Annotated in this window: 21 protein-coding genes and 1 pseudogene; 11 read left to right on the forward strand and 11 right to left on the reverse strand. The window is 64.9% G+C overall.

What is annotated here, in order from left to right; translation table 11 throughout:
• Positions 1-31: 31 nt before the first annotated feature.
• The 9 genes from ACFWO8_RS16395 to ACFWO8_RS16435 form a co-directional block, all read right to left on the reverse strand.
• Entirely contained in the window at positions 32-1,471 is a 1,440-nt protein-coding gene (locus ACFWO8_RS16395) for a basic amino acid/polyamine antiporter (RefSeq protein ID WP_378950830.1), read from the reverse strand.
• A gap of 261 nt (positions 1,472-1,732) precedes the next feature.
• Positions 1,733-2,839 (reverse strand): hypothetical protein, encoded by a 1,107-nt coding sequence (locus tag ACFWO8_RS16400; protein ID WP_378950833.1) that lies wholly within the window; start codon positions 2,837-2,839, stop codon positions 1,733-1,735.
• A 45-nt stretch (positions 2,840-2,884) separates the two neighbouring features.
• Positions 2,885-3,088 carry a hypothetical protein gene (locus ACFWO8_RS16405; protein WP_378950836.1) on the reverse strand — a complete coding sequence of 68 codons (204 nt, stop codon included), beginning with the start codon at positions 3,086-3,088 and terminating at the stop codon, positions 2,885-2,887.
• 31 nt (positions 3,089-3,119) lie between these two features.
• Positions 3,120-4,679, reverse strand: a complete 1,560-nt coding sequence (locus ACFWO8_RS16410) for a YfcC family protein (RefSeq protein ID WP_378950839.1) — start codon at positions 4,677-4,679, stop codon at positions 3,120-3,122.
• Positions 4,676-6,058, reverse strand: a complete 1,383-nt coding sequence (locus ACFWO8_RS16415) for a M20/M25/M40 family metallo-hydrolase (RefSeq protein ID WP_378950842.1) — start codon at positions 6,056-6,058, stop codon at positions 4,676-4,678. The genes ACFWO8_RS16410 and ACFWO8_RS16415 overlap by 4 nt, the downstream gene beginning before the upstream one ends.
• Before the next feature lie 31 nt (positions 6,059-6,089).
• Entirely contained in the window at positions 6,090-6,320 is a 231-nt protein-coding gene (locus tag ACFWO8_RS16420) for a hypothetical protein (RefSeq protein WP_378950845.1), read from the reverse strand.
• Between the two features lie 27 nt (positions 6,321-6,347).
• Entirely contained in the window at positions 6,348-7,997 is a 1,650-nt protein-coding gene (locus tag ACFWO8_RS16425; protein ID WP_378950848.1) for an alpha/beta hydrolase, read from the reverse strand.
• Positions 7,998-8,312: 315 nt separating this feature from the next.
• Entirely contained in the window at positions 8,313-9,485 is a 1,173-nt protein-coding gene (locus ACFWO8_RS16430) for a serine hydrolase domain-containing protein (protein WP_378950851.1), read from the reverse strand.
• A 202-nt stretch (positions 9,486-9,687) separates the two neighbouring features.
• Positions 9,688-10,272: a TetR/AcrR family transcriptional regulator gene (locus tag ACFWO8_RS16435; RefSeq protein ID WP_378950854.1), complete on the reverse strand. Its 585-nt coding sequence runs from the start codon at positions 10,270-10,272 to the stop codon at positions 9,688-9,690.
• Positions 10,273-10,515: 243 nt separating this feature from the next.
• Here ACFWO8_RS16435 and ACFWO8_RS16440 point away from each other — a divergent pair, with 243 nt between their 5' ends.
• The 11 genes and pseudogenes from ACFWO8_RS16440 (at position 10,516) to ACFWO8_RS16490 (ending at position 21,171) form a co-directional block, all read left to right on the forward strand.
• Entirely contained in the window at positions 10,516-11,373 is an 858-nt protein-coding gene (locus ACFWO8_RS16440; RefSeq protein WP_378950857.1) for an MlaE family ABC transporter permease, read from the forward strand.
• A 1-nt stretch (position 11,374) separates the two neighbouring features.
• Positions 11,375-12,235 carry an MlaE family ABC transporter permease gene (locus ACFWO8_RS16445; protein WP_378950860.1) on the forward strand — a complete coding sequence of 287 codons (861 nt, stop codon included), beginning with the start codon at positions 11,375-11,377 and terminating at the stop codon, positions 12,233-12,235.
• Between the two features lie 10 nt (positions 12,236-12,245).
• Complete coding sequence (locus ACFWO8_RS16450; RefSeq protein WP_378950863.1) at positions 12,246-13,661, forward strand: MlaD family protein; 1,416 nt, start codon at positions 12,246-12,248, stop codon at positions 13,659-13,661.
• Position 13,662: 1 nt separating this feature from the next.
• Positions 13,663-14,684: pseudogene (locus ACFWO8_RS16455) on the forward strand (MlaD family protein).
• Complete coding sequence (locus tag ACFWO8_RS16460; RefSeq protein ID WP_378950866.1) at positions 14,681-15,712, forward strand: MlaD family protein; 1,032 nt, start codon at positions 14,681-14,683, stop codon at positions 15,710-15,712. The pseudogene ACFWO8_RS16455 and the gene ACFWO8_RS16460 overlap by 4 nt, the downstream one beginning before the upstream one ends.
• A complete protein-coding gene (locus ACFWO8_RS16465; RefSeq protein WP_378950869.1) occupies positions 15,709-16,785 on the forward strand; it encodes an MCE family protein in 1,077 nt (358 codons plus the stop codon). Before ACFWO8_RS16460 ends, ACFWO8_RS16465 begins: the two co-directional genes overlap by 4 nt.
• Positions 16,782-17,861 (forward strand): MCE family protein, encoded by a 1,080-nt coding sequence (locus ACFWO8_RS16470; protein ID WP_378950873.1) that lies wholly within the window; start codon positions 16,782-16,784, stop codon positions 17,859-17,861. Before ACFWO8_RS16465 ends, ACFWO8_RS16470 begins: the two co-directional genes overlap by 4 nt.
• A complete protein-coding gene (locus tag ACFWO8_RS16475; protein ID WP_378950876.1) occupies positions 17,858-19,054 on the forward strand; it encodes an MCE family protein in 1,197 nt (398 codons plus the stop codon). The genes ACFWO8_RS16470 and ACFWO8_RS16475 overlap by 4 nt, the downstream gene beginning before the upstream one ends.
• 24 nt (positions 19,055-19,078) lie before the next feature.
• A complete protein-coding gene (locus tag ACFWO8_RS16480) occupies positions 19,079-19,651 on the forward strand; it encodes a hypothetical protein (RefSeq protein ID WP_378950879.1) in 573 nt (190 codons plus the stop codon).
• A 210-nt stretch (positions 19,652-19,861) separates the two neighbouring features.
• Complete coding sequence (locus ACFWO8_RS16485; RefSeq protein ID WP_378950883.1) at positions 19,862-20,935, forward strand: oxygenase MpaB family protein; 1,074 nt, start codon at positions 19,862-19,864, stop codon at positions 20,933-20,935.
• A 62-nt stretch (positions 20,936-20,997) separates the two neighbouring features.
• Positions 20,998-21,171 carry a hypothetical protein gene (locus tag ACFWO8_RS16490; RefSeq protein WP_378950886.1) on the forward strand — a complete coding sequence of 58 codons (174 nt, stop codon included), beginning with the start codon at positions 20,998-21,000 and terminating at the stop codon, positions 21,169-21,171.
• Positions 21,172-21,239: 68 nt separating this feature from the next.
• On the opposite strand, the gene ACFWO8_RS16495 is transcribed toward ACFWO8_RS16490, so the two are convergent.
• Both ACFWO8_RS16495 and ACFWO8_RS16500 read right to left on the reverse strand, forming a co-directional pair.
• A complete protein-coding gene (locus ACFWO8_RS16495) occupies positions 21,240-21,932 on the reverse strand; it encodes a TetR/AcrR family transcriptional regulator (RefSeq protein ID WP_378950889.1) in 693 nt (230 codons plus the stop codon).
• Positions 21,933-22,148: 216 nt separating this feature from the next.
• Entirely contained in the window at positions 22,149-22,619 is a 471-nt protein-coding gene (locus ACFWO8_RS16500; RefSeq protein ID WP_378950965.1) for a DUF3159 domain-containing protein, read from the reverse strand.
• Positions 22,620-22,885: the final 266 nt, after the last annotated feature.

Below are 22,885 nucleotides of genomic sequence, written 5' to 3' on the forward strand. Positions count from 1 at the left end.
CTTCCCTCCTGAGCGTTGGTGATTGCGGCGTCTAGATGGAGATCAAACCGGTGGCCAGGCCGATTATTCCGGCGATCGCGCCGACGATCGAGACGACGAGCAGGACTATCTCCCAGCCTTGGAAGTATTTCTTTCTCTGCTCACGTCGTGCCAGCATGAACAGGATGGTGCCGGGGGCGTAGATGATGAACGACAGCAGCAGGAACTCGAGGCCGGCGGCGAAGATCATGAATGTCGTGTAGAAGGTGGCGACCGCGGCGATGACGAGTTCTTTGCGACGGTCTTCTGGGTGCAGGTCGGTGTAGGTCTCGCGGGTGATGGCCAGCTTCAGCGCATAGGCAGCGGCCAGCAGATAAGGCACCAGCGACAGCGAGCTGCACAGCTTGAGCGTGAACGTGAACGCGTCGTCGGAGAAAAGCGTGGTCAGCAGGACCAGCTGGATCAGGACCGAGGTGAAGGTCAATGCGACGACAGGAACCTTGTGGTTGTTCACTCGCCCCAGGAAGGAAGGCATATCATTGTCGGCCGCGGCGACGTAGAGAACCTCGGCGGCCATCAGCGTCCACGCCAGGTAGGCGCCGAGGACCGAGATGATCAGGCCGATGCTGATGAACCAGGCACCCCAGGTGCCGACCGCAGACTCGAACACCGGTGACATCGAGGGCTGCTGGACGGTGGCCAGTTGCTCGCGCGGCATGATGCCGAACGACACCATGGTCACCGTCGCGAAGATCGCTAGGACGCTGAGAAACCCCAGCACGGTGGCGCGGCCGATATCGGAGCGCTTTCGTGCGTATCGGGAGTAGACGCTCGCGCCTTCGATGCCGAGAAAGACGAACACCGTCACCAGCATGGTCGAGCGGATCTGCTCGAACAGCGATTCCGAATACTCGTCCCCGCCCCAGAAGTTATCGGCGAAAACGCCTGCGTCGAAATAGAACAGCAACACGATGATGAAGACCAGGATCGGCACGAGCTTGGCGATCGTGACGATCTTGTTGATCGCCGCCGCCTCCTGAACCCCGCGTAGCACCATGAAGTGGAACGCCCAGATGAACACCGTGGACAACAAGACCGCCGGAACGGTGTTGCCCTCACCGAAGACCGGGAGAACTTGCCCGAGCGTCGATTTGATGAGCACCCAGTAGGAAACGTTGCCGACACACGCGCTCGCCCAATATCCGAACGCCGAGAAGAAGCCCAGATATTGTCCGAACCCGGCCTTGGCGTAGGCGTAAACACCGGCATCGAGTTCAGGTTTGCGGACAGCCAAGGTCTGGAATACGAACGCCAGCATCAGCATGCCGGTTCCAGCGATGGTCCACGCGATCAGTGCACCGAAACCGCCGGTGGCCTGTCCGAAATTGCGGGGCAGCGAGAAGACTCCCGCTCCCACCATCGACCCGACGACCATCGCCGACAAAGTCAGCAGCGGCATCGTTTTCGTCGAGGTTTCTTCGGTCTTCGTCATCTGCAACCCCCGGGTCAACCTGTTGGATGTGACGGGTTGGAGCAAGCTGAATGTTAATGCGGAGCATTGGAAGCCGCGAGGGTTGGGTACCAGTAGGCGGTATCGTCGCCGGATCGTGATAGACCCTGCGATTCCAGTGCCATGGTCATTAGCACGTTCGTGCCGACTCGACGGGGAATTGCGTTTGCGCGGCTCCGGTGAGATCGAGTTCGACAGGGCCGAGTGCGCCGCTGATTGATCGTTGCCAGCCGCCGTCCGCTCCTACATCTGGTATCGAAGAATTGCGGCCGCGGGGCCATCGCCAGGGACCTCGGCACCGCGTACCGCCAGAACGCGGCCGTCTGTCAGCAGTGCGCGCCGGGCAATCTCGTCGAGGATGTCCGGACCGTTCTCGGCCGATTCCCCGAAGTTCACAGCACCGTCCTCGGCGGCGATGGTACCCGTGACGGTGGTATCGATGTCGACAACGAGTGTGTCGATCACGCCGTACGTCGCGGCGCGGGCGATATCGGCCAGGTCGGTCAAGGCTCGGCCCTCTCCGCGTCGGGTGTCGAACAGTTCGGCCAGTGTGGTGAGTTCAGCGTGGTAGTGGCGGTCCAGGATCTCGCGGGCACGTGCGGCGAGTTCCTCGTCACTGAGATGCTCAGGGTTGCCGGGCAGGGTTTCATCGAGCAGGTCGGTGTGGCTGTTGACTGAACGGAACAGTGCCGCGGTCGGCTCGGTCGCGGCCAGAATCAGCGGAGTATCTCGACCCGCGAGGATCGGGCGCAGCTCTTGGTCCACCGCGCGGGCATATTGGCGTACTCGCATTTTGCGGCCTTCGCTGCCCTGGACACGACCTTTCGGCGCACGATCACCCAACGACGATTTGCCGGCATGAGCCGCCGCGCTGGTCGGCATGCTCTTCGGAGTGATATCGGCGGCCGGTCGGTCGGCATCTGCTTCCACCAGGCGCGCAGCGCCGTCGGACAGGGCGAGGATGAACGCGGTCTGCGGGAAGGTCAGCGAGCGTAGTAGTGGCGTGAGCTGGAATCGGTCACCGACAGTGGTGGATTCGGTGAGCCGATTGGGGAGTCGGTAGATCCGAGCCCTGGTCGGGGTGGCCAGCACGACCAGGGTGCGCGACTGGTAGCGCCAGAATTCGTCGTCATTGATCAGGTCGTCGAACGCCTCGCTCAATGCTGCACGCGCATCGGAGGCGGTCACCGCGGTCAAGGCTTCGCGGACCTGGTTGGAAAAGGCGACGCGGTGGGCGTCGGGATTTGCCGGAGCTCCTTCGGTCGGGGTGTAAATCGATACACACGCCGAGACGAGAGTCGATGCGAGAGTGCTGATTTCACGGCGGGTCGGTAGGTCGGTGTGCAGCATCTTGCCTCCGTGTGAGTGGTTGCGGATCGAGTGAACGGTTGTCGCCTATCGGTGGGCTGCTGTCGAGTCGAGTGTGGTGGTGCGGGGCGGGTCAGGGATTTCGGCTAGGCGGTAGTTGGGCAGGTGGCTCGCGGGCACGATGGCGAGGGCACTGAGTCCGGCCAGGATTAGCAAACCGAATTTCAGGGTGCGCAGGCGGGGAATGTATGTGGAGACCGCTTGTTCGATATTCCCCACATCGAGGTCCATTCGAGCTCTCCTTCTGGCAGGAAAGGGCACGTCAGTCGACGACAGCGGCAATCGCGAGAACCACGCAGACGATGACGAAGTTGACGGCGATCAGCGGCCAGATGAAACGCAGATACTTGTCATAGCCGACTTTCGCCATCGCCAACCCGCCCACGACGACCACATTGGTCGGTGCGATCAGCATGGTGAGTCCGTGGCCCATCTGAAACGCCGTGATCACCAGTGCTCGGCTGACGCCGGCGAAGTCGCCCAGCGGCGCCAGCAGCGGCATCGCCAGCGTGGCATGCCCCGACGACGACGGGATCAGCACCGCCAGTGGGATATTGACGAGCATCACCAGGATCGCGAACACCCCGGCCGCGGCGCCGTCGACGAGTTGCTCCATGGCGTTGAGCACGGTGTCGAGGGTTTGGGTGTTGGTCATGATGACCGAGACGCCGCGCGCCAGCAGGATGACGATCGCGGGCCCGACCATGTCGCCTGCGCCGCGCGTGATGAGCGAGACGGTCTGCTTCTCCCCCATCCTGGCGACCACGCCGACGATGATCGCGGCGATGATGAACAGCATCGCCAACTGCGGGAACCACCAGTTGAGTTCGAACCAGTAAGGCTCGGTGAGGGTTTCGTGATACTGGTCGTATTCGGCGGGACCGGTGGTTGCCCCGAAGATCGCCGACCACGGGATAACGGAGAAGATCATCAGCGCGAAGGTGAACCCGGTGATGGCCAGCACCCATTTCTGGGTGGTGCTGAGCCGCTCGTCCAGGGCGCTGTCGGCTTCGTCGTCGGGATCTGGCTCCTCGCCGAATCCGACGATCGAGGCGGCCGGGTCTCGTCGCACCCGCGCGGCGTAGCGCAGCACGAACGCGACCGCGACCGCGGTCAGCACAATCCACAGGATGAACCGCAGCACGATACCGTCACCGATCGAGACGCCCGCCTCACCGGAGGCGACGCCGATCGAGAACGGGTTGACCGTCGAGGCCATATTGCCGACGAGCGCGCCGACGATAATGGTCGCCGCGGCGACCATCCGGTCGTAGCCAAGGGCCAGCATCAGGGGAATCACCAAGGCGTAGAAGCCGAAGGTCTCCACCGAGAAACCCATGGTCGTGCCGAGCACCGAGAACAGCACCATGATGACCGCGATCAGCAGCCATGCCTTGTCACGCAATCGCGCACCCAGCCGCCCGACGGCGACCTCGAGGCTGCGGGTGGCGAAACTGACGGAGATGAACGCGCCCAGTGCCATGATGAACAGCACGACCCCGACCGAGCCGAAAAGCCGACCCAGGTTGTCGGGGTCGACGAAACCTGTTGTCAGGTCCTGGACTCCGTACAGTCCGTTGACCGGGGCGAGGATCAGTTGCTGGATCCGTTCCCACCAGGACAGCGGCGCGGAGACCTCCTCGAATGTTCCCGGGATCGGCGCACCGTCGGCGTCGGTACCGAATCTGCCTGCCGGAATGAACAGGGCCGCGATCCAGACCAGCACCATGACGATCGCCAACACGGTGACGGCGCCGGGGAACTCGAACTTCTTGCGTGGCTGAACCTCCGGTGTCGGTTCAGCGGTGATGCCGGCACTCATCGACCTGCTCCGTTTCGCGCCGCGGCGAAGTTCTCGCCGTACTCACGCAGGAACAAGGCCTTGGCCAGCGTCGCTTTGGCCACCTCGTCGAGCAGCACACGCTCGTTGGGTCCGTGGATGTTGGCGTAACCATCGGTCGCGCCGAACAGCAGCTTCTCGGCCCCGGGGACCGCGGTGTGGAGCGCCATGACCAACGGGATCGAGCCGCCGCCTGCCATCTGTCCGGCTTCGGCGCCCCACGCCTGCCCCAGCGCGGACACGGCCGCGTCGAAGGCAGGACCGCCTGTCGGCGCGGCAAAACCGTTGCCGACTTCGCCCGCGGTGACGGAGAGTTCGATCCCGAACGGACGCAGCGCCCTGAGGTGGTCGATCACCGCGGCTTGCGCTTGGGCGGCATCCTGCTCCGGATGCACCCGCACATTCAGGACCGCGCGTGCCGATCCGGCGACAGCGTTGACCGAGGCATCGGGTGCCGGCGCGTCGAATCCGATCACCGTGATCGCCGGGCCCGACCAGATCCGTTCACCGATCCCGCCGGTACCCAGCAACGGCGTTCCGTCCACCACTTCGGCCAGTTCACGGAACTCGTCGTCGGTGTAGGAGTTGCCGGTCCACGCCTCGCGGCGAAGCCCGTCTACCGCGACGTCGCCCGCATCGTCGTGGAGCGAGGACAGGGCCCGGATCAACGCCAACCGCGCATCCGGGGCGGCACCACCGTAGAGACCACTGTGCTTGTCCGCGTCCAGAGTTCGCGCTGCTACCGTAACCTGCGCCGACCCACGCAATGCCACCGTCAAGGTCGGTACGCCCGGCCGGACACTGCCGACATCGGCGATGACCATCGCGTCGGCCAGGAACGGGCCGGGATTCTCGACAGGATAGAAGTCGAAGGGACTACCGAATTCCTCCTGTCCTTCCAGCACGAGCTTGACGGTGACCGGCGGTGTGCCGCCGAAGGCGCGCAGGGCCCCGATGATGCTGATGATGTTGGCCTTGGAGTCCGCGGTGCCGCGCCCGTAGATGGCACCGTCGCGTTCCACCGGGTCGAACGGTGGGGTGTCCCACAGCTCGAGGTCCTCAGCGGGGACGACGTCGTAGTGGGTGTACATCAGCACAGTCGGTGCGCCGGGCGGTCCCGGGATCGTCGCCATGATGACCGGCGCGGTCTTGCCTTCGATCCGCAGATCCTCGATCTGCTCGACGCCGCTGTCTCGCAACAATTCGACGACCAGGTCATGTGCCTGGAACAACGGCTCCGGTGGATATCCCTCGGTGGCGATCGACGGAATCCGGACCAACCGGATCAACTCGGAATACAGGTCCGGAAACAACGCGCTGACGGCCTGCTCGACCTTTGCGTCGGATGTCGGTGTGGACACAGCGATCCCTCACTTCTGCTAGCCGAGCCTGTCATTTGTGCGAACGACGGGTAGTGAGAACTCCGGTGACCCAGCCGACGAGGAACATCGCCAACAGGATCAACCACATCGGGGAACGAACCGAGATCAACAGGAATTCGATAGATACCTTTCCTCTGTTCTCCACCACGAAAACGATGGCGACGATGCTCAACCCGATGGCGAGCCATTGGGTTGGTGAGACGCGACTCAGCAGGGACCGCTTACCGGCGGCATCGTTCATCAGAGTCCTCCTTTCGACGGGTGGCGTTCATTCGGCGCCACGCAGGATCTCTCGCAAACGCTCGGTGTCGGCGATAGTCCAATCGGCGGGCGACAGGATCGCCGCCCACGCATCGGCGATATCGGCCTGGAAGGTGTGGCCGTGCCCGTCCGGCACATCGACCGAGACGGCCATGTCCGCCGACACCTGAAGAAATGTCACCACTGGGATCCAGCGGGTGCTCGGCAGGACATCGCGACCGCGTTCTTCGCTCAGCCAGTCCGGTTTCTGGAACAGCAGCCGCGGCGTCCACCAGGTGATCGGGTCGGAGGCGTGCTGGAGATAGACCACTTTGGGGGTGGCCCACGGGGTGTCGGGGCGGGCGAGATCTGGTGCGCCTGCGACGAATCGGACAGTGTGCCCGTCACGGTAGATCGGCAACCACTCCGGGGAACCCGGGTCGCGGCGTGCGGTGGCATCGCGCCACACCGGATTGGTTGCGGTGGGGCCGACGAACAGGACGCCGTCGGTGCGGGCCGCCATGTCCTGGATGCCGGAGAACGCCGCCTCACCACCGAAGGATCCGAGGCTCTCCCCGAAAACCACCAGCTTCGGCCGACGGTCGACCGGCAACAGGTCCCACTCGGCGTGCACCGCCTCGAACAATGCTTGACCGGCCTGTCGAGCGCGTTCCTGGTCGACGACAAAGGACAGCCAACTCGGCAGGTACGAGTACTGCATACTCACCAGCGCACTGTCACCGCCGGCCAGATACTCCAACGCCGAGGCGGTCGACTCGTTGATCCACCCGGTACCGGTGGTGGTCGCGATCCCGAGGACCGCTCGTTCGAATCCCCCGGCCCGCCGCAGCTCGGCAACCGCGAGATCCGCTTCGGCTCTGACCGTCTCCGCCGAGTCGAGGCCGGTGTAGACGCGAATCGGCTCGCGCGCCGGCCGTCCGCTGAATGCCGTCAATTCCAGCGCGGTCGGACCGTTGGACACGAAGATTCGGCCCTGCCTGCCCAGCGAGTCCCAGCTCACCAGCGACCCGGGGCCACCGGAACGCTCCGCGATGACGGGTTCCTCGGTCTCGGGCGAGCTCTCCTGGTTGACGGCCTTGAATGTCTCGTTGAGCATCGACATCCCCACGTCGGCCACCACCCCGTTGACCGCGGCCACAGCTACGGCGGCCACCACCACCCCGCCGAGCACCGCCGCGACGCGCGTGGGCATCACCCGCCCCAACAGCCCACCGACCCATCGCGACATCGCCCAGCACAGCCGCGACACCGCGATCAATACCGCGAACATCACGGCGGCGATCGCCACGATGATCGGATAGGCGTGCCAGGGAAGGCCGCTCACCCCCATGAGCGAACGCAGATCACGTTGCCAATCGGCATACCAGGCGAGAACCGCGACCGATCCGAGGCAGGCCACGACGCCCAACCCCCACCGCAACACCGACGGCGTCGGCCTTGGCGGTCGTTGCAGCATCCACCGCAGCAGCGCGGCGACCGCGAGGCCGAGGCCGTATCCGAAGGCTGCCGCGGCACCGGTGACGATTCCCTGAAACAGCGGTCCTCGGGGCAACAGCGACGGCGTCAGCGACAACCAGACCAACACCAATGCCCCCACCGCCCCACCGAAGTGGAATCCCCGACCCCGAAAAGCGGGTTCCGCTGGCGTGGAATTCATCTATTCCCCTGTGATTCGCCGAGATCCACCGGTGCACGCATTTCACTGTCGAACCCATTGTGGCGCTGCGACTCGAGCGCCGACTCGATGCTGTTCGTTCAATGTGGAACTATACGACCCGATCTCACCACAACACCGGGTTAACGCATTCGACACCAAGAATGTGATGTAACCGCAGGTCAAAGCTGATGACTCCGTTCGGTGCAACCACTGGACAGTGCAAACCAGCCAGAATGCACTACCGAACCGGACTTTTACACCACGCGAAGCGCGGCGATTCCCAGCCGAATTCGAGGAAACATCGCCGCGTCGCGGCTACTCGGGAACCATCGGTGGGCGGTCGGGAACGAGAAGGGCGGCGATCGCCGTGCCGATGCCGACGGCGTTGTTCTTGTTGGAATCGGAGGTCGGGCCGAGGGTGGCGTAGACGACCACGGTTGTCTCGGTTTTCGTGTCGTAGAAGGCAACGCCGTCGTAGCCGCCGTAGGACGGGTTCATGAACAGCCAGTCGGCGAGGTGGACCACGCCGAAGGCGAAGTATTTCTCGGTGGTGAAGGGGCCGAGGCCCGCGGTCGACGGACCCATCATCTGCTGGAACTGCTCCGGGGTGAGACGTTCACCCGTGCCGAGGGCGCGGACCCAGCGGCCGACGTCGGCGACGGTGGAGTTCATGTTGCCGCTGTGCAGGAAGGCGGTGGGGTTCCAGAAGGTGGAGTCTTCGAAGACGTTTCGTTCGTTCGTGTAGCCGTGCAGGATCGGTTCGTCGATCTGTGGGTCGAGTACGACTTTGCTGTCGTGCATGCCCAGTGGGTCGGTGATGTGTTCGGCGATCAGCTCGCCCAGTGGCTTGCCTGCGGCCTTGTGCAGGACTTCGCCGAGGACGACCAGATCGCTGTGGGCGTAGCCGAAGTTGGTGCCCGGCTCGAACAGGGGTGGGCGGGCGTTGGCGCGGTCGAGCAGCTGCTGTGCGGTCCATTCGCGGATCGGGTTCTCGCCGAAGATCTTCAGGAACTCCGGTTCGGTCACATAGTCGGAGATCCCCGAGGTGCTGTCGGCGAGCATTCGCGGGGTGATCTTGTCGGCGCGCGGGAAGTCGGGCAGCCAGCGAGCGATGGGTTCGTCGAGTTTCAGCACGCCCTGTCCGTCGAGTCGCCACAGGACGGTGGACAGCATGGGTTCCATGGGCTGGCCGACCCGCAACCGCATATCCGCTGTCGCGGGCACACCGAGCGGTGATCCGCCCAGCGCGCCGAGGGCGAGCTGCTCGGCACCCCGCCAGGCGCCGTAGACCGCGGAACTGAGGTCGAGTTCGGCCATCTCGGCGCGGACGATGTCGGCGATCTTCGACGCTTCGGCACTCTCGACCTGCGAGGACGGGGAGTCCGCGGACTTCTCCTGCGCAGTGCAGCCGCCCGTGGCGATAGCTAGCACGACCGCGAGCACCGCACATGCTCTGCGGTTTCCGCGAGGCAGGGGCGACACGCTCATGACGGCGATCCCTTCGTTGAGGAAGCACTCACGATCAGCAGCGATGTCGAATCTACGCGCCGACCGCGCTCGACCTACCGAGACTCGCGAGCTGTTCGAGGTCCTGCGCCACCGGTGTTCACACGGCGACGAGACGCCGGCCGCGAGAGCGAAATCGGCCGCACCGGAAGTCGCGGCCCGATCATGACACCGATCTGCACGTTCACACTTTCCGCGGGCGGATGGAATTCGCGAGCATCACCTCGAGTTCGCTGACGACGTCGTCGAGCGGAACGGTCGAGCGCGAGGCCCGGCACAGGATGACCGCGCCTTCGATCGCGGCGATGGCCATCGTGGCCAGCCGGGCGGCGCGAGCCTGCTCCACGCCCTCCGCTGTCAAGGAGCGGATCACCGCGTCCTGCCACCGCCGGAAGATGTCGGCGACAGCCGCGATCAGCTGCTGATCGTCTTCCGATCCGCCGACCGTCACCGACACCACCGGACATCCCGCCGCATAGTCGCTCTCATGCAGGATCTGGGTCCAGAATGCGCCGAATCGTCGTAGGGCGCCGACCGAACCCTCGCGCACCGATTCGTCGATGATCGCCGTGATGGCGTTGCCCGCGAGTTCGACTGCCTCGGCGATGATCTGATTCCGGCCACCGGAGAAGTGGTGATACACCGAGCCGCGGGGAGTCTGGCTACGGGTCAGGACGGCATCGACGGTGACTCCCGCGGCTCCCCGTTCCCGCAGGAGTTCTACCGCGCCGTAGAGCATCTTCTGCTTGGTCCCGCTCCGTGCCGCCACGTTTTCCTCCACGTCGAGGGCACAAAACTATCCACCCTGACATACAGCATAGTCGGGTGGGATCTCGCGCCTCGAGCCGCCGGAGTACTCAACGGCGTCGTTTCGTCACCTGCGGTGGCACCCGCTTGATACAGTCCCAGACAGCTGACTACGGATGCGTAGATATTTTGTAAACATCCGTGTGGATCAGCGGTCAGATTCGGTCGAACAGTGTGCGACCGCATTGAACACGGGGTGATCGACATGGTATCGATAGACAACAAAGTAGCTGCTACAACGGATTTCGAACTCATCGTCAGGTTCTGTCTCGACTGGTGGCGTGATCATCCGCGACAGTCGGCCGAGACCGCGGGCCGACAGGTCACCATGGCGTGGCAAGCTACCGCAGAGCTAGTCCGGGCACTGGTTCACCGGCGCTTTCCGATGGCAGAATTCCTCCGTCAGAGCTCATTCATGGCAGGTGTCTCAGCCACTCCGACTCTGCTGGTCGCCATCCCGATCGCGGCCATCGTTTCGATCCAGATCGGTTCGCTGGTCAGCCAGGTCGGCGCGACGACCTTCATCGGCGCGGTCAATGGCCTCGGCATCATCCGCCAGGGCGCGCCGCTGGTCACCTCCCTGATGATCGCGGGCGCGGTCGGCTCGTCGATCTGCGCCGATCTCGGTTCCCGCACCATCCGCGAGGAGATCGATGCCATGCGGGTGATGGGCGTCGATCCGGTCCGCAGGCTGGTCGCGCCGCGACTGCTCGCCGCGGTGCTGGTGAGCGTGCTGCTGTGTGGGTTCGTGGTGTTCATCGGCTTCGCCACCGGCTATCTGTTCAACATCTACATCCAGGACGGCACACCCGGTTCCTACATCAGCACCTTCGCCTCGTTCGCCGTCGCGAGCGATCTGCTGGTCGCGCTGGTGAAGGCAGCGGTATTCGGCGCACTCACCGCGATCATCGCCTGCGATTGCGGCCTGAACACCAAGGGTGGACCGGGAGGTGTCGCGAACGCGGTCAACTCCGCGGTGGTCAGCTCGGCGATCGTGCTGTTCGCCGCCAATATCGCGCTCACCCAGATCTACAACACCCTGTTCCCCGCCAAGGTGCTGTGACATGACGAACTACCTACCGCCCCTGCTGCGTCCGCTCCGCGCGGTCAAGGCCGCGACCGACCCGATCACCGAGGCCAACGCGAGACTGGGACATCAGGGCGTCGTCTTCGTGGAAACGTTGCTGGCGATCCCGTTCGTCCTTCGGCACTACCGCAAAGAGGTTGTTCGGCTGATCGTCGACGTCACCTGGGGAAACGGCGCGCTGGTGGTCGGTGGCGGCACGGTCGGCGTGATCCTGATCCTGTGCGGCTTCGGCGGTATCACCGTGGGAATGGAATCGCATTCCGCCTTGGATCTGCTGACGATGAGCCCGCTCACCGGCGCGATCTCCGGTTTCGCCACCACCCGCGAACTGGCGCCCCTGCTGGCCACCATCGCCTTCGCCGCCCAGGCCGGCTGCCGGTTCACCGCCCAGATCGGCTCGATGCGGATCGCCGAGGAGATCGACGCGCTCGAGTCGATGGCGATTCGCCCGCTCCCCTACCTGATCACCACCCGCATGCTGGCTGCCGCGGTCGCGATCCTGCCGCTCTACAGCGTCGGCATGGCCACCGCCTACCTCACCACCAAGATCACCGCGTTCTTCCTGGGGGGCAACGGCATCGGCACCTATGACCACTACTTCCACCAGTTCCTCGACCCGGGCGACATCGTCTACTCGGTCCTCAAAGCGGTCGCGTTCGTGCTCGTCGCCACGTTCATCCAATGCCACTTCGGCTACATCGCCGCGGGCGGACCGGAAGGCGTCGGGGTCGCGGCCGGGCGCGCGATCAAGATGACGATCATCGTCGTCGTTTTCCTCAATCTGCTTCTCACACTCGCGATCTGGGGCGTCGACTCCGGTATCCGGATCTCCGGATAGGGGGACTGCTATGTATCCGGATCCCAGTGGACGCGGCTGGTCGCGCGGGCGGCTCAGTGTGGCCGGTGTAGCGATGACGCTGAGCCTTTCCGGTGTTGTCGCGCTGCTCGGTCTGCGCTACGCAGGCCATTTCGAGGAGACCGTCGCGGTGACGGCACGGATGACCAGCACCGGCGACGGGCTACCTGCCCGCGCCGACGTGCGTTTCCGCGGACTGCTGGTCGGCGCGGTGTCGCAGGTGCAGATCGCGGAGAAGGGGCTGAGCCAGCGGGTGGAACTCGACCTCGAACCTGCCGCTGCCTCGGCCATCCCGGCCTCGGTGACGGCTCGTGTCGTGCCTGCCAACATTTTCGGCGTCACCTCGATCGAACTCGTGGACAACGGCCCGGCCGCGACGCCATTGCGCGCGGGTGCTGTCGTGGAGCAGGACACCAGCCGCGCCACCGTGGCCCTCCAGACCACGCTCACCACGTTGCGTGACGTCCTCGATCGCATCCAGCCCGCCAAACTCGCCCGGGTGCTGGCCACCCTGGCCGAGGCACTCGACGGTGACGCCCGGCTGCCCGGCTCCACGATCGAGCGCCTCGACCGGTGGATCACCGAGGTCCGCGCGATGCCCGGGATCGGCGATCTGCTGGGCGACCTCGGCGCGGCCACCGCGGCAGTGAATCAGTCGGCACCCGAACTCGCCGATGCCCTCGGCAAATCGGTGCAGACGGCACACACGATCACCGTTCGCCGCAATCAGGTGATCGATCTGCTCACCTCGGCAGGCGCGGCCACCGACGCGACCCAGGCTTTGTTCGCCCGGAACCCGGACGCGGGCAAGGAGCTCGTCGTCGGACTGGACGAGACATTCGGCGCGCTCGCGGCGGATCCGTCGGCGTTGACCGACACCGTCACCGCGCTCGGCGATTCCCTGAGTCGCCTCGCCACCGTCTTCCATTGGGGGCCGAGCAAGCAGATGCAGTGGGACGTCACGGTCTCGTTCACGCCGTTCCGCCAGTACACGGCGGCCGACTGCCCGCGTTATGGCAGCCAGGCCGGACCACGGTGCGATACCGGCAGCATCCCGGATTCGGCTGCACCACAGTCTTATCCGGCCCAGTTGATTCCCGGCTGGCTGGCTTCCGCAGGGCCTGCGCCGATTCCCACCATGCCGGCCCTGCCCACCCTGCCGAATCTTCCGGCGCTGCCGATCATCCCCGGACTCTCGCTACCCGGTTTGGTGATCCCCGGCATCACCGCACCGGCGAGTTCGGCTCCGCAACCCGGCCACCGAGCCGGACCGGTCGCGCTCACCGGCCCCGCCGCGGTAGCCGCGTTCCTCGGCGAGCGCCCGAACACCACCCAGCAGCTGCTGCTCGGCGCCGTCCTCACCGGGGCGACCGTGACGGTCGCACCACCATCATCAGGAGATCACTGAGATGCGCACCCGTACTATCCATTTCGGTCTCGCCGCCTTCGTCGCACTGTCCATGATCGCGACCTACACGATCTGGTCGACCTTGCAGCGTTCGGTGCCCGGGGACACCCATCGTTACAGCGCCACCTTCACCGACGTGCTCGGCTTGCGCACCGGCGACGACGTGCGGATCGCCGGCGTGCGCGTCGGCCGGGTCGACGCGATCGACCTGGTCGACCGCCGCAATGCCGAGGTGACCCTGTCCGTACAGTCCCGCCAGCACCTGAGCACCACCACGAAAGCGCTGATCCGCTACCAGAATCTGATCGGCCAGCGCTACGTCGCGCTGGCCGTGGGCGAATCGGCGGGTGAACCATTACCCGCGGGCGGCTCGATTCCCTTGGCGCGCACGGAATCATCGTTCGACGTCTCCACCATGCTGTCGGGCTTCGAACCACTGTTCAGCCTGCTGCAACCCGACGAGGTGAACTCACTGTCGGAAACCCTGGTGCAGGCGCTGCAGGGTGACGGAGTGTCGTTGTCGGCCTTGATCACCCAGGCCGCCGCGCTGGCAACGACCTTCTCCGAACGCGACGAGATCCTCGGCGCGGTGATCACCAACCTCAGCGATGTCATCACCAGCCTGGCCAACCGCAGCGGCGAGCTGGAGACCCTGATCACCCAGTCCCGTGCCCTGGTCAGCGGGCTGTACGAACAAGGCGAGGTGCTCAAAGGCTCGGTCACCGGCATCGCCGAGTCGACGACGAAACTCACCGACCTCATCACCAGGGTCGCACCGGGGATGGCGCAGGCACAGCGACAGGCCAGCGAGGGCGTCGACCTGCTGCTGTCCAACGTGCGCGCCTCGATCAGTCGGCAATCGAACTCCCGCTGATCCTTGCCGGGCTCGCCCGGATCAGCGGCAACGGCACCTACGTCAATACCTATGTCTGCAGCCTGGATGTCTCGCTGTGGGGCGTGCTGTTTCCCCACGGAATGTTCTCCCAGGTCGGCGGCAACGAACACTCGGAAGTCTGCCGATGATCAAATTCCTGTTCTCCCTTGTCCTCACGACCTTGCGCGATGCGTTCCGCAGCCGGAACTTCACCCTCGGCATCGCGGCCGGGGTCACGGTGATCGTGCTCGTCCTCGGATCCGGGATCCTCTCCCGCGCACACCTCGGCGAGGACACCGTCCACGCGGAATTCGCCCAGGCCGCGGGCCTGCGGACCGGCAACAGCGTCGATGTGGCCGGAATCGAAGTCGGCACGGTCACCGCCGTGCGGCTCGAACGCGACCGCGTGCTGGTCACGATGAGTGTGCGGCCCGACCTCGGCGTGGGGCACGACGCGAAAGCGGCGATCAAGATGTCGACCATTCTCGGCAAGATGCACGTCGAGCTCGATCCGGGGACCGAGGGGCCACTACCAGCTTCACGTATCCCGTTGTCGGCCACCACCGTTCCCTACAACCTGGCCAAGGTCGTGAACGATCCGAAGTATCGCAATTCCTTCGAGCATCTCGAACGACTCGATCCGAACGCGCTGCGCGCGAGCCTGGACGCGGTGAGCACGCAGCTGGGCGATTCACCGCAGCTCACCGCCCAGGCGCTCGACAGTGTCGGCGCGCTGGCCAAGGTGATCGCCTCCCGGCGTGACGAAGTGGACCAGCTGCTGGGCAGCATGGATCAGGTTTCCGGCCTGATCGCCGACAACCAGAACAGCGTGCTGGTGCTGCTGACCAACGGCCAGGCGATCGGCGACTCCGTCATCCAGCGCCGCGATCTGATCAGAGCGCTACTCGACAACATCGCGGCCGCCTCGAAGATCCTGCAGGACATGGGCGTCGACGACGGCGGCAGGCTCGGCCCGCTCATCCACAGTCTGAACACGATGTCGCAAGGGCTGGAAAAGAACCGCGAACACCTCGACGCGCTGTATCAGGTGATGCCGGTGGCGGTCCGCCAATTCAACAACTCGTTCGCGCAGGGACCCTACGGCGACATCTACCTGCCGTGGATTTTCCCGGACAACTGGCTGTGTCTGGCCGACGCGGTAGAAGGGTGCAAATGATGCGCAGAGTGCTCCAATGCCTCGCGCTGGTGATCGTCACCGGCATCGGTGCGGGCTGTTCCTCGATCCCAGTGTCGCTGCGCCCCGACGCCATCCACCTCACCGCGGACTTCGAAGGCGCCGCCGGCCTGTTCGTCGGCAATGACGTCTCGGTCCTCGGCGTCCCGATCGGGCGAGTCGACGCGATCGTGCCCAAGGGCGCCTTCGTCGAAGTGCGGATGACGATCGAGCCAGGCGTCGAGCTGCCTGCGGACGCCATGGCCGCCCTGGTCTCCCCCCAGCTCATCACCAACCGGCACGTGGAATTGACTCCCGCCTACATCGGCGAAGGGCCCACTCTCGCCGACGGCGCCCACATACCGCTGGCGCGCACCAAGACTCCGGTCGAACTCGACCGCATCCTGCGCAACTTCGAACAACTCGGCGAAGCGTTGAAGGGCGACAACGCCAATGGCCCGATGGCCAGCCGGGTGCTGTTCCCGATGCTCGACGGCAACGGGGATCGCATCCGCGAGACACTCGACGTCCTCTCCACGACATTCGAGGTGTCGCTGGCCAATAAGGACCAGATCTCACGCACCATCGTCGAACTCAACGAGCTCACCACCATGATCGCCGGAAACGACCAGACCGTCCGGGACTTCAGCGGCCGGCTGACCGAACTCGTCGCCCTGCTCGCCGAGCAGGCACCGGGCTTGGCCGCGGTCCTCACCCAGGTGAACGACTTCATCGCCAACACCTCCACGGTGCTGGCCGAGAATCGGGTACCACTCACCGACGCGGTGAACCGCCTGGTCACCATTACCGGCCAAATGCGCGACAACGCACGCGGGCTCACCGAGATCGTCGATGTGACGCCGCTGATGGCCGACAACTTCGCCCGCGCGGTCAGCACCGACCAGCAGGCGCTGCGGCTACATCTGCTCACCGACAAATCGTTGCTGGACAACGAAACTCTGTCGCTGCTGTGTGAGCGGGTCGCCTTGCGCGCCGATGGCTGCCGGACGGGCAAACTCATGGACTTCGGTCCGGACTTCGGTCTGACTGCCGCACTGCTGGGACTCTCCGAATGAACAGAACCACGCGCCTCACCGTCACCGCGCTGGCCGCGATCAGCCTGTGCTCGTGCACGGTCACCGTCGACAACGTCCCGCTGCCACGCCCCGGTGTCGACGGGCCCTCCTACCGCTTGCACGCGGTGTTCGACAACGCGCTCAACCTGCCCGAACGGGCCAGGGTCAAGATCGGTGGCACCGACGTCGGAGTCGTCACCAGGATCGATACGACGAACTTCCTGGCCGATGTCGAGCTCGAGGTGCGCCGCGATATCGCACTGCCGCAGGGCACCCGCACCGAATTGCGGCAGCCGACTCCACTGGGCGACATCCACGTCGCCATCGTGCTGCCAGCGCACCGCCCCGGCACTCCGTTGCTCGCCGACGGCGATGTCATCGACCGCGAGCACACCTCGGCGGGCGCCTCGGTCGAGGAGTTGATGATGGCGATGTCGATGCTGCTCGACGGTGGCGCGATGAACCAGGTCGCCCGCATCACCTCGGAACTGAACGCGATCGTCGGCGGACGCGGACCCCAGCTGTCGCACCTGCTCACCGAACTCACCGCGACGCTGAGCGCGTTGAATCAGCGCACCGGGCAGATCGATTCGGTCTTGCACGGACTCGACGGGCTCACCTCCACGTTGCGCGCCCGCAAGGCCGAACTCGGTCAGGCAGCCGATACCTTCCCCGATCTGATCGCCGTGATCGCCGAGAACAATCGCGCCATCACCGATCTCACGACGAAGGTGTCCACGGTCACCGCCGCGCTCGGCGATTTCACCTCGACCACCGGCCCCGAATTCCTCAGTCTGTTCGACAGCGTGCAGGGATTGATGACCGGATTCACCCGGATGGGGGACAACTTGGGCACCACGCTGGACAGGCTCAACACACTGGGCCCGGTGGCCCGGGCGTCGATGCGAGGGTCGAGTCTGGCTGTCGCGGCACGGATCTCGTATCTGGACATCGGCGCGCTCACCGACACCGAGGGCAGCAGGCTGCCCGACGGCACCGACGTCACCGCGTTCATCGGCAGTCTCTCCCAGGTGTTGGCCCGGGTGCTCGGCCGGCTGCAGGGAGGTCATCGATGATCGCGCGCGCCGCTACCCTGGTCGTCGCGCTGGCACGCTGGGCCGAGCGCCACAAGACAGCCGGGGCCATGCTCGGCATGATCGGGTTGCTCGTCATCGGTTCCGGCTACATCGCCATCGATGTCGTCGGCGTGCGGCCACTGCGCACGACCTACACCGTGCGGGTCCAGCTCGACAGCTCCGGCGGCCTGCTCCCCCACAGCAATGTCACCGTGCGCGGGGTGCGGGTCGGCGCGGTACGCGCCATCGCACTCGACGGTCCGGGCATTCTCGCCGAGGCCGAGATCGACAGCGCCACAGCGATTCCCGTTGGTTCACCGGTAGCGATCGGGCGTCTTTCGGCCGCGGGCGAACAGTACCTCGACTTCCGGCCGACCACCGGCGAGGCGCCCTACCTCGCCGACGGTGCGACTGTGGCCGCCGACCAGGTGAGCACTCCGGTCACGATCGACTCGTTCCTGGACAACACCGGAGCCCTCATCGCCGGAATGAACCCGGATCGGCTCACCGTGATCGTCGACGAACTCGATCGCGCGCTGCAGGGCGGCCCCGATGTCCTGCGCACTGTGATCAGCGGTCTGAGCCAGGCGATGACCGGCCTCACCGGGTTGCTCCCGCAGACCACCGAACTGCTTCGCAATCTGCGGGTCATCGCCGACACCACCGCACACGCCCAGCCCGACCTCGCCACCCTGGTGCGCGGGTCGAGCGCGCTGTTCGACCAGATGAACGCCGCCGACCACGAGGTGCGCGAACTCCTCGACGAGGGTCCGGGCAGGCTCACCACACTCGGCGGCGTGCTCACCGAAACCAGCGACCCCCTCACCAGCCTGGTGACCAACTTCGTCGCCATCACCCGAGCGGCTCGCTTGCGAACCCCAGCCATGTCGGCACTGTTTCCCGCCTTACGAGCCGGTGTAGTCGCCCTCGGAGTTCCGGCCCACGACAATGCCTTCCACACCATGGCAGACATCTGGCCGCGTCCCACCTGCGAGTACGAGACCATCCCGGTCTCCCCGGCCGAGGTCTCCGACGGTCGCGGGCGGCTCTACAACTACTGCGTCACCAGCCATCCCGAGCTGCAGGTCCGCGGATCGGCCAACGCACCGCGCCCCGCCGGACCCGACAACGGTTCGGGCCCACCGCCCGGCATCACCGGCGACGAGCTCTCGGTCCCCTTGCCCGCCAACTGATTCCCACCTATCGAGGACGTACCCATGACCACCGATATCCAGCCACCGACCACCGCCGACTCGACCTCCGAAACCACCGAACCGACTGCGCGATCTCGGCGAAATGCCCTCCGCCGCTTCATGATCCCGGCGGCCGCGGTGATCACGACCGCCGCCGTCGCCGTCGCGTCCTTACTCGCCGTGGACAACCACCGGATCCGCGCCCGCGAACAGGCGCGCGAGTCCGCGCTCCAGGCGGCCTGCACCTACGCCCCGACGCTGGCTCGCTACGACGCCAAAGATCTCGACACCTATTTCGCCGCGGTGCTGGCGGGCGCCACCGGCAGCTGGAAGACCGAATTCGACGCCACCAGCAGGGATCTGCGCGATGTGCTCACCCAGGGACAGGTGGTCTCCACGGTCGGCAAGGTCACCTGCGCCATCGAGTCCGCCGACGAGACCTCCGCGACAGCGGTGGCCGTCATCGATCAGACCATCACCAGCCTCGGCACCAAGGGCGCGCCCGCGCCCGGCCAGCTCTCGGTGAGCATGTCGCTGCGCAAAGACGCCGACCGTTGGCTGGTCAGCGAAGTCAGCACCCCGACCCTGTCGCACTGATCGACAGGAGCTCCGGTGCACCACAATGGTCTCCCGGTCGTGAAATGGGTTGCCCTTCCGGCCTTCTCGTTCGAATTCCGGCCGAAAAATGCCGCGCGACCCGTAGCGGCTCGCAGCATGCACTGATATTGTCTTACTTGAAAGTTACACGCGAGTAGTAATTGATTCGACCGACTCGCGATCGACAGCAAGAATTTTGGGGAGAATCGCATGGCAACATTACGAACCTGGTTGTCGCTACCGGCGGTGGAACCGGCCGAGGACTACGGCTTCTTCGGACCCGATTCCGTCGCGTGGCGGGTATGGAGTTACCCGACCGGATTGACCATCGGCTTTCAGCGAGCGGTCGTCATCGAGGAACTCGACCCCGCACTGATCGCAGCGGTCGATAAGACCAGTGCGATCTATAGCCGCCCCCGCACCCGCTACGACCGGACATTGCGCTACTTCGCCATGGTGATGTTCGCCGACAGCCGGTCAACGGCCGCCGCCGCCGATGTCTTGGTGAAGATCCATTCCAAGGCAGTGGGAATCGATCCGGTGACAGGTCGGTACTACGACGCGAATGATCCGCAATCACAGCTGTGGATTCACCTCACCGCGTGGCACTCACTGCTGGTCGCCTACGAGAAATTCGGGCCGGGGCGGCTCAGCGCGGACGACGAATCCCAGTACTGGCACGAATGCGCGCGTGCCGCCGAACTCCAAACCTGCGATACAGCAGATATTCCCCGCACTCGCGAGGGTGTCGCACAGTACTTCGAACGCATGCGGCCAGAACTCATCGGATCCGATATCGCCAAGAAGGCGATGAATCATCTCCTCGACGCCGAGGTGATGCTGCCGCCGATGCCGCTCGTGCTGCGACCACTGTTCAAGATCGTCGCGGCATTCCTCCGGCGTGGAACATTGGCCACGATGCCACGCTGGATGCGGGAGATGGCCGGGTTGCCGAGCGGACGGGTGCTGGACCTCCTCGTTGTCCCCTGGCTGAGCGCAGCGATGACAGTGGTCAGTGTGAACACCCGGCTGCAATTGTTACTGCTGCAATTGATCTCCCCCACGACCGTGCCGGTGGCGGCACCGATGCTGCTCGGGGTAGTGCCGAAGAATCCGGTGACGATGACACCCCGACAGGCGCAGAAAACCTACGGATACGACATCCCGTCGCAAGCCCACCACGCACTTCGTGCGAAACAGCGCAATCGCGTGCTCGGCGAGGGCCTACCACCCTCCGATGAGGGGCTCATCGAGTCACAGCCGATCCTCGGCGACATCGCCTGAACAGGGAAAAGAGAGCAACAGTGTTGACGAAACTCATGGAACGACAGATCAGTATCCGTCAGATGATGTTTCTGGCAATCGCCGGGGGCGTCCCCTATTTCACGATCGGTGTGATCTGGTTGATCACGCACGACAGCCATTTGGGCGACTTACACGGACTCGACCGGGTGTTCTCCCTCATCGGCGAGGTAATCGCCTGGCCGGTGCTGATCATCGCCGATATCGACCTACGATAGTCGACCGGAACGAATCCGCTCACCGCGTGCGCGGTGAGCGGATTCACCGATAGTTTTCGGCGTGCCGCTCAATCAGATCGAGCACCGCGGTCGCTGTCTCGAACAGTGGCGGCGTCGGGGTCGTTGGGCAAGGTGCGGGCCATGGATCGCACAGTGGCACGCAATCTTTCGGGCGGAAAGCGTTGCGGATCCGACAGAACCATCCGGCCCAGCACTTCGGTGAACCCGAGCATCACGTGCGCGATCAGTTCGACGTCGGCCTCGCGTGGGCCACCGCGCACGGCGAAACCCGCCGTCAACAGCTCGACACACTGATCGAGCAGCTTGTCGCGAGCCGCACCGAGTAGCTCGCGATAATCGGTCGGCGCGCCATCGCTGTGCAACAGAATCAGGCGCCAGCGGGTAGGCGCCGCGGCGACGGATTCGAGAAAAGCCATCACCGCCGCGACATACTCCCGGTCGGGATCGGATTCCTGCAGGTCACGCGGCATGGCCGCGAAGACCTGCCCCATTCCCCGTGAATGTTCGCGGTGCAGCAGATGCGCCACCAACTCCGGCGCCGAGGGATACATCGCGTACAGCACCGGCTTGGCGACTCCCGCCTCCTTGGCGACTGCCTGCATCGTCAAGTTCGCGAGCCCCGCATCACCGACGACACGAAGCGCGGCGTCGAGCAGTTGGGTTCTCCGCTCATCCGGCGGCAGCCGCGGCCCGTTGCGGCGCTTCGGGCGAGCGTTGGTCGGCATACTCTCGGTACTCACCACAACATCATCGCTCACACCAGCAGTTGCCGTCAGCGAACCCTCGGGGAGAAATACCCGACGACCGCCGCGCAAATTTGTTCATACGGGAACGAGAATTAGCATCACCACCCGCACGTAATTCACGATGCGGTGCGATTCAGCACGAACAGCGGATTCGAGGGGCTGAATCGTGAGCCAGAATATCCTCGTACACGTCTCGCCCGATTTCGTCGGTCACAATGCGCAGCGCGCCTGTGCCGGTGAGGTTTCGAGGTCGATGAGGTACGCCGCGACGATATCGTCGACACACTTGCTGGTTCCTACCGAGGCGATGGTGTGCCGTTCGCCCTCGCCTGTCAGCATCCTGCCGCCGAGGGTCTTCGCCAGGCTGATGCCACCCGCGTAGGGAGTGGTCGGATCGCCCGCGATCGAAATCGTCAGCGGGGTCTGGGTGCACGCGGCCAGGACGCCCGCGAGTCCGCCGCTTGCCTGTGCGATCGGCTCGCCGTTGATCGCACGCAATGCGGTCAGAACCAGCGCGACGACAACGGCCGTTCCGATCGCGATGGGCAGTGCGACAAGGGCATTAGCGACTACGAACACGACGATCGGCACCACCGTGTAGATCATGCCCTTCGTGCCACCGAAGTTGTCGAGTAGGGCCCGGGGTCGGGTCGGCCTGTTCGGGCTTGTGCGAGTGCCGATCGGAGATGGTCATGTCGTTCTCCTCGTCAGAGTGTGCGCTCGTACCTTCACGCTGACAAGCTTGACCGTTGGAGCATGACGAAAAACAGTGCACGGCATCATGATTTGACCATGACGCGGTCACACGGATGCCATGACGTTTGTCATGGCGGCACCGCGAACAGGGCTGCCGTGCCGTCGGCCAGCGACATCGACGCGTACAGGTTCATGCTGCGAGCCAGTTCCAGCGAAACGTACATGTCGGCGGCCCGATGGGTAAGCGTCTG

It is taken from the genome of Nocardia sp. NPDC058480 (assembly GCF_042720495.1).
GTDB lineage: Bacteria > Actinomycetota > Actinomycetes > Mycobacteriales > Mycobacteriaceae > Nocardia.

Bases quoted from the DNA above. Each gene is read 5' to 3' on its own strand.
- ACFWO8_RS16395 (WP_378950830.1), bottom strand. From the start codon at position 1,471: ATGACGAAGACCGAAGAAACCTCGACGAAAACGATGCCGCTGCTGACT.
- ACFWO8_RS16400 (WP_378950833.1), bottom strand. From the start codon at position 2,839: ATGCTGCACACCGACCTACCGACCCGCCGTGAAATCAGCACTCTCGCA.
- ACFWO8_RS16405 (WP_378950836.1), bottom strand. From the start codon at position 3,088: ATGGACCTCGATGTGGGGAATATCGAACAAGCGGTCTCCACATACATT.
- ACFWO8_RS16410 (WP_378950839.1), bottom strand. From the start codon at position 4,679: ATGAGTGCCGGCATCACCGCTGAACCGACACCGGAGGTTCAGCCACGC.
- ACFWO8_RS16420 (WP_378950845.1), bottom strand. From the start codon at position 6,320: ATGAACGATGCCGCCGGTAAGCGGTCCCTGCTGAGTCGCGTCTCACCA.
- ACFWO8_RS16425 (WP_378950848.1), bottom strand. From the start codon at position 7,997: ATGAATTCCACGCCAGCGGAACCCGCTTTTCGGGGTCGGGGATTCCAC.
- ACFWO8_RS16430 (WP_378950851.1), bottom strand. From the start codon at position 9,485: ATGAGCGTGTCGCCCCTGCCTCGCGGAAACCGCAGAGCATGTGCGGTG.
- ACFWO8_RS16440 (WP_378950857.1), top strand. From the start codon at position 10,516: ATGGTATCGATAGACAACAAAGTAGCTGCTACAACGGATTTCGAACTC.
- ACFWO8_RS16445 (WP_378950860.1), top strand. From the start codon at position 11,375: ATGACGAACTACCTACCGCCCCTGCTGCGTCCGCTCCGCGCGGTCAAG.
- ACFWO8_RS16450 (WP_378950863.1), top strand. From the start codon at position 12,246: ATGTATCCGGATCCCAGTGGACGCGGCTGGTCGCGCGGGCGGCTCAGT.
- ACFWO8_RS16460 (WP_378950866.1), top strand. From the start codon at position 14,681: ATGATCAAATTCCTGTTCTCCCTTGTCCTCACGACCTTGCGCGATGCG.
- ACFWO8_RS16465 (WP_378950869.1), top strand. From the start codon at position 15,709: ATGATGCGCAGAGTGCTCCAATGCCTCGCGCTGGTGATCGTCACCGGC.
- ACFWO8_RS16470 (WP_378950873.1), top strand. From the start codon at position 16,782: ATGAACAGAACCACGCGCCTCACCGTCACCGCGCTGGCCGCGATCAGC.
- ACFWO8_RS16475 (WP_378950876.1), top strand. From the start codon at position 17,858: ATGATCGCGCGCGCCGCTACCCTGGTCGTCGCGCTGGCACGCTGGGCC.
- ACFWO8_RS16480 (WP_378950879.1), top strand. From the start codon at position 19,079: ATGACCACCGATATCCAGCCACCGACCACCGCCGACTCGACCTCCGAA.
- ACFWO8_RS16485 (WP_378950883.1), top strand. From the start codon at position 19,862: ATGGCAACATTACGAACCTGGTTGTCGCTACCGGCGGTGGAACCGGCC.
- ACFWO8_RS16490 (WP_378950886.1), top strand. From the start codon at position 20,998: ATGATGTTTCTGGCAATCGCCGGGGGCGTCCCCTATTTCACGATCGGT.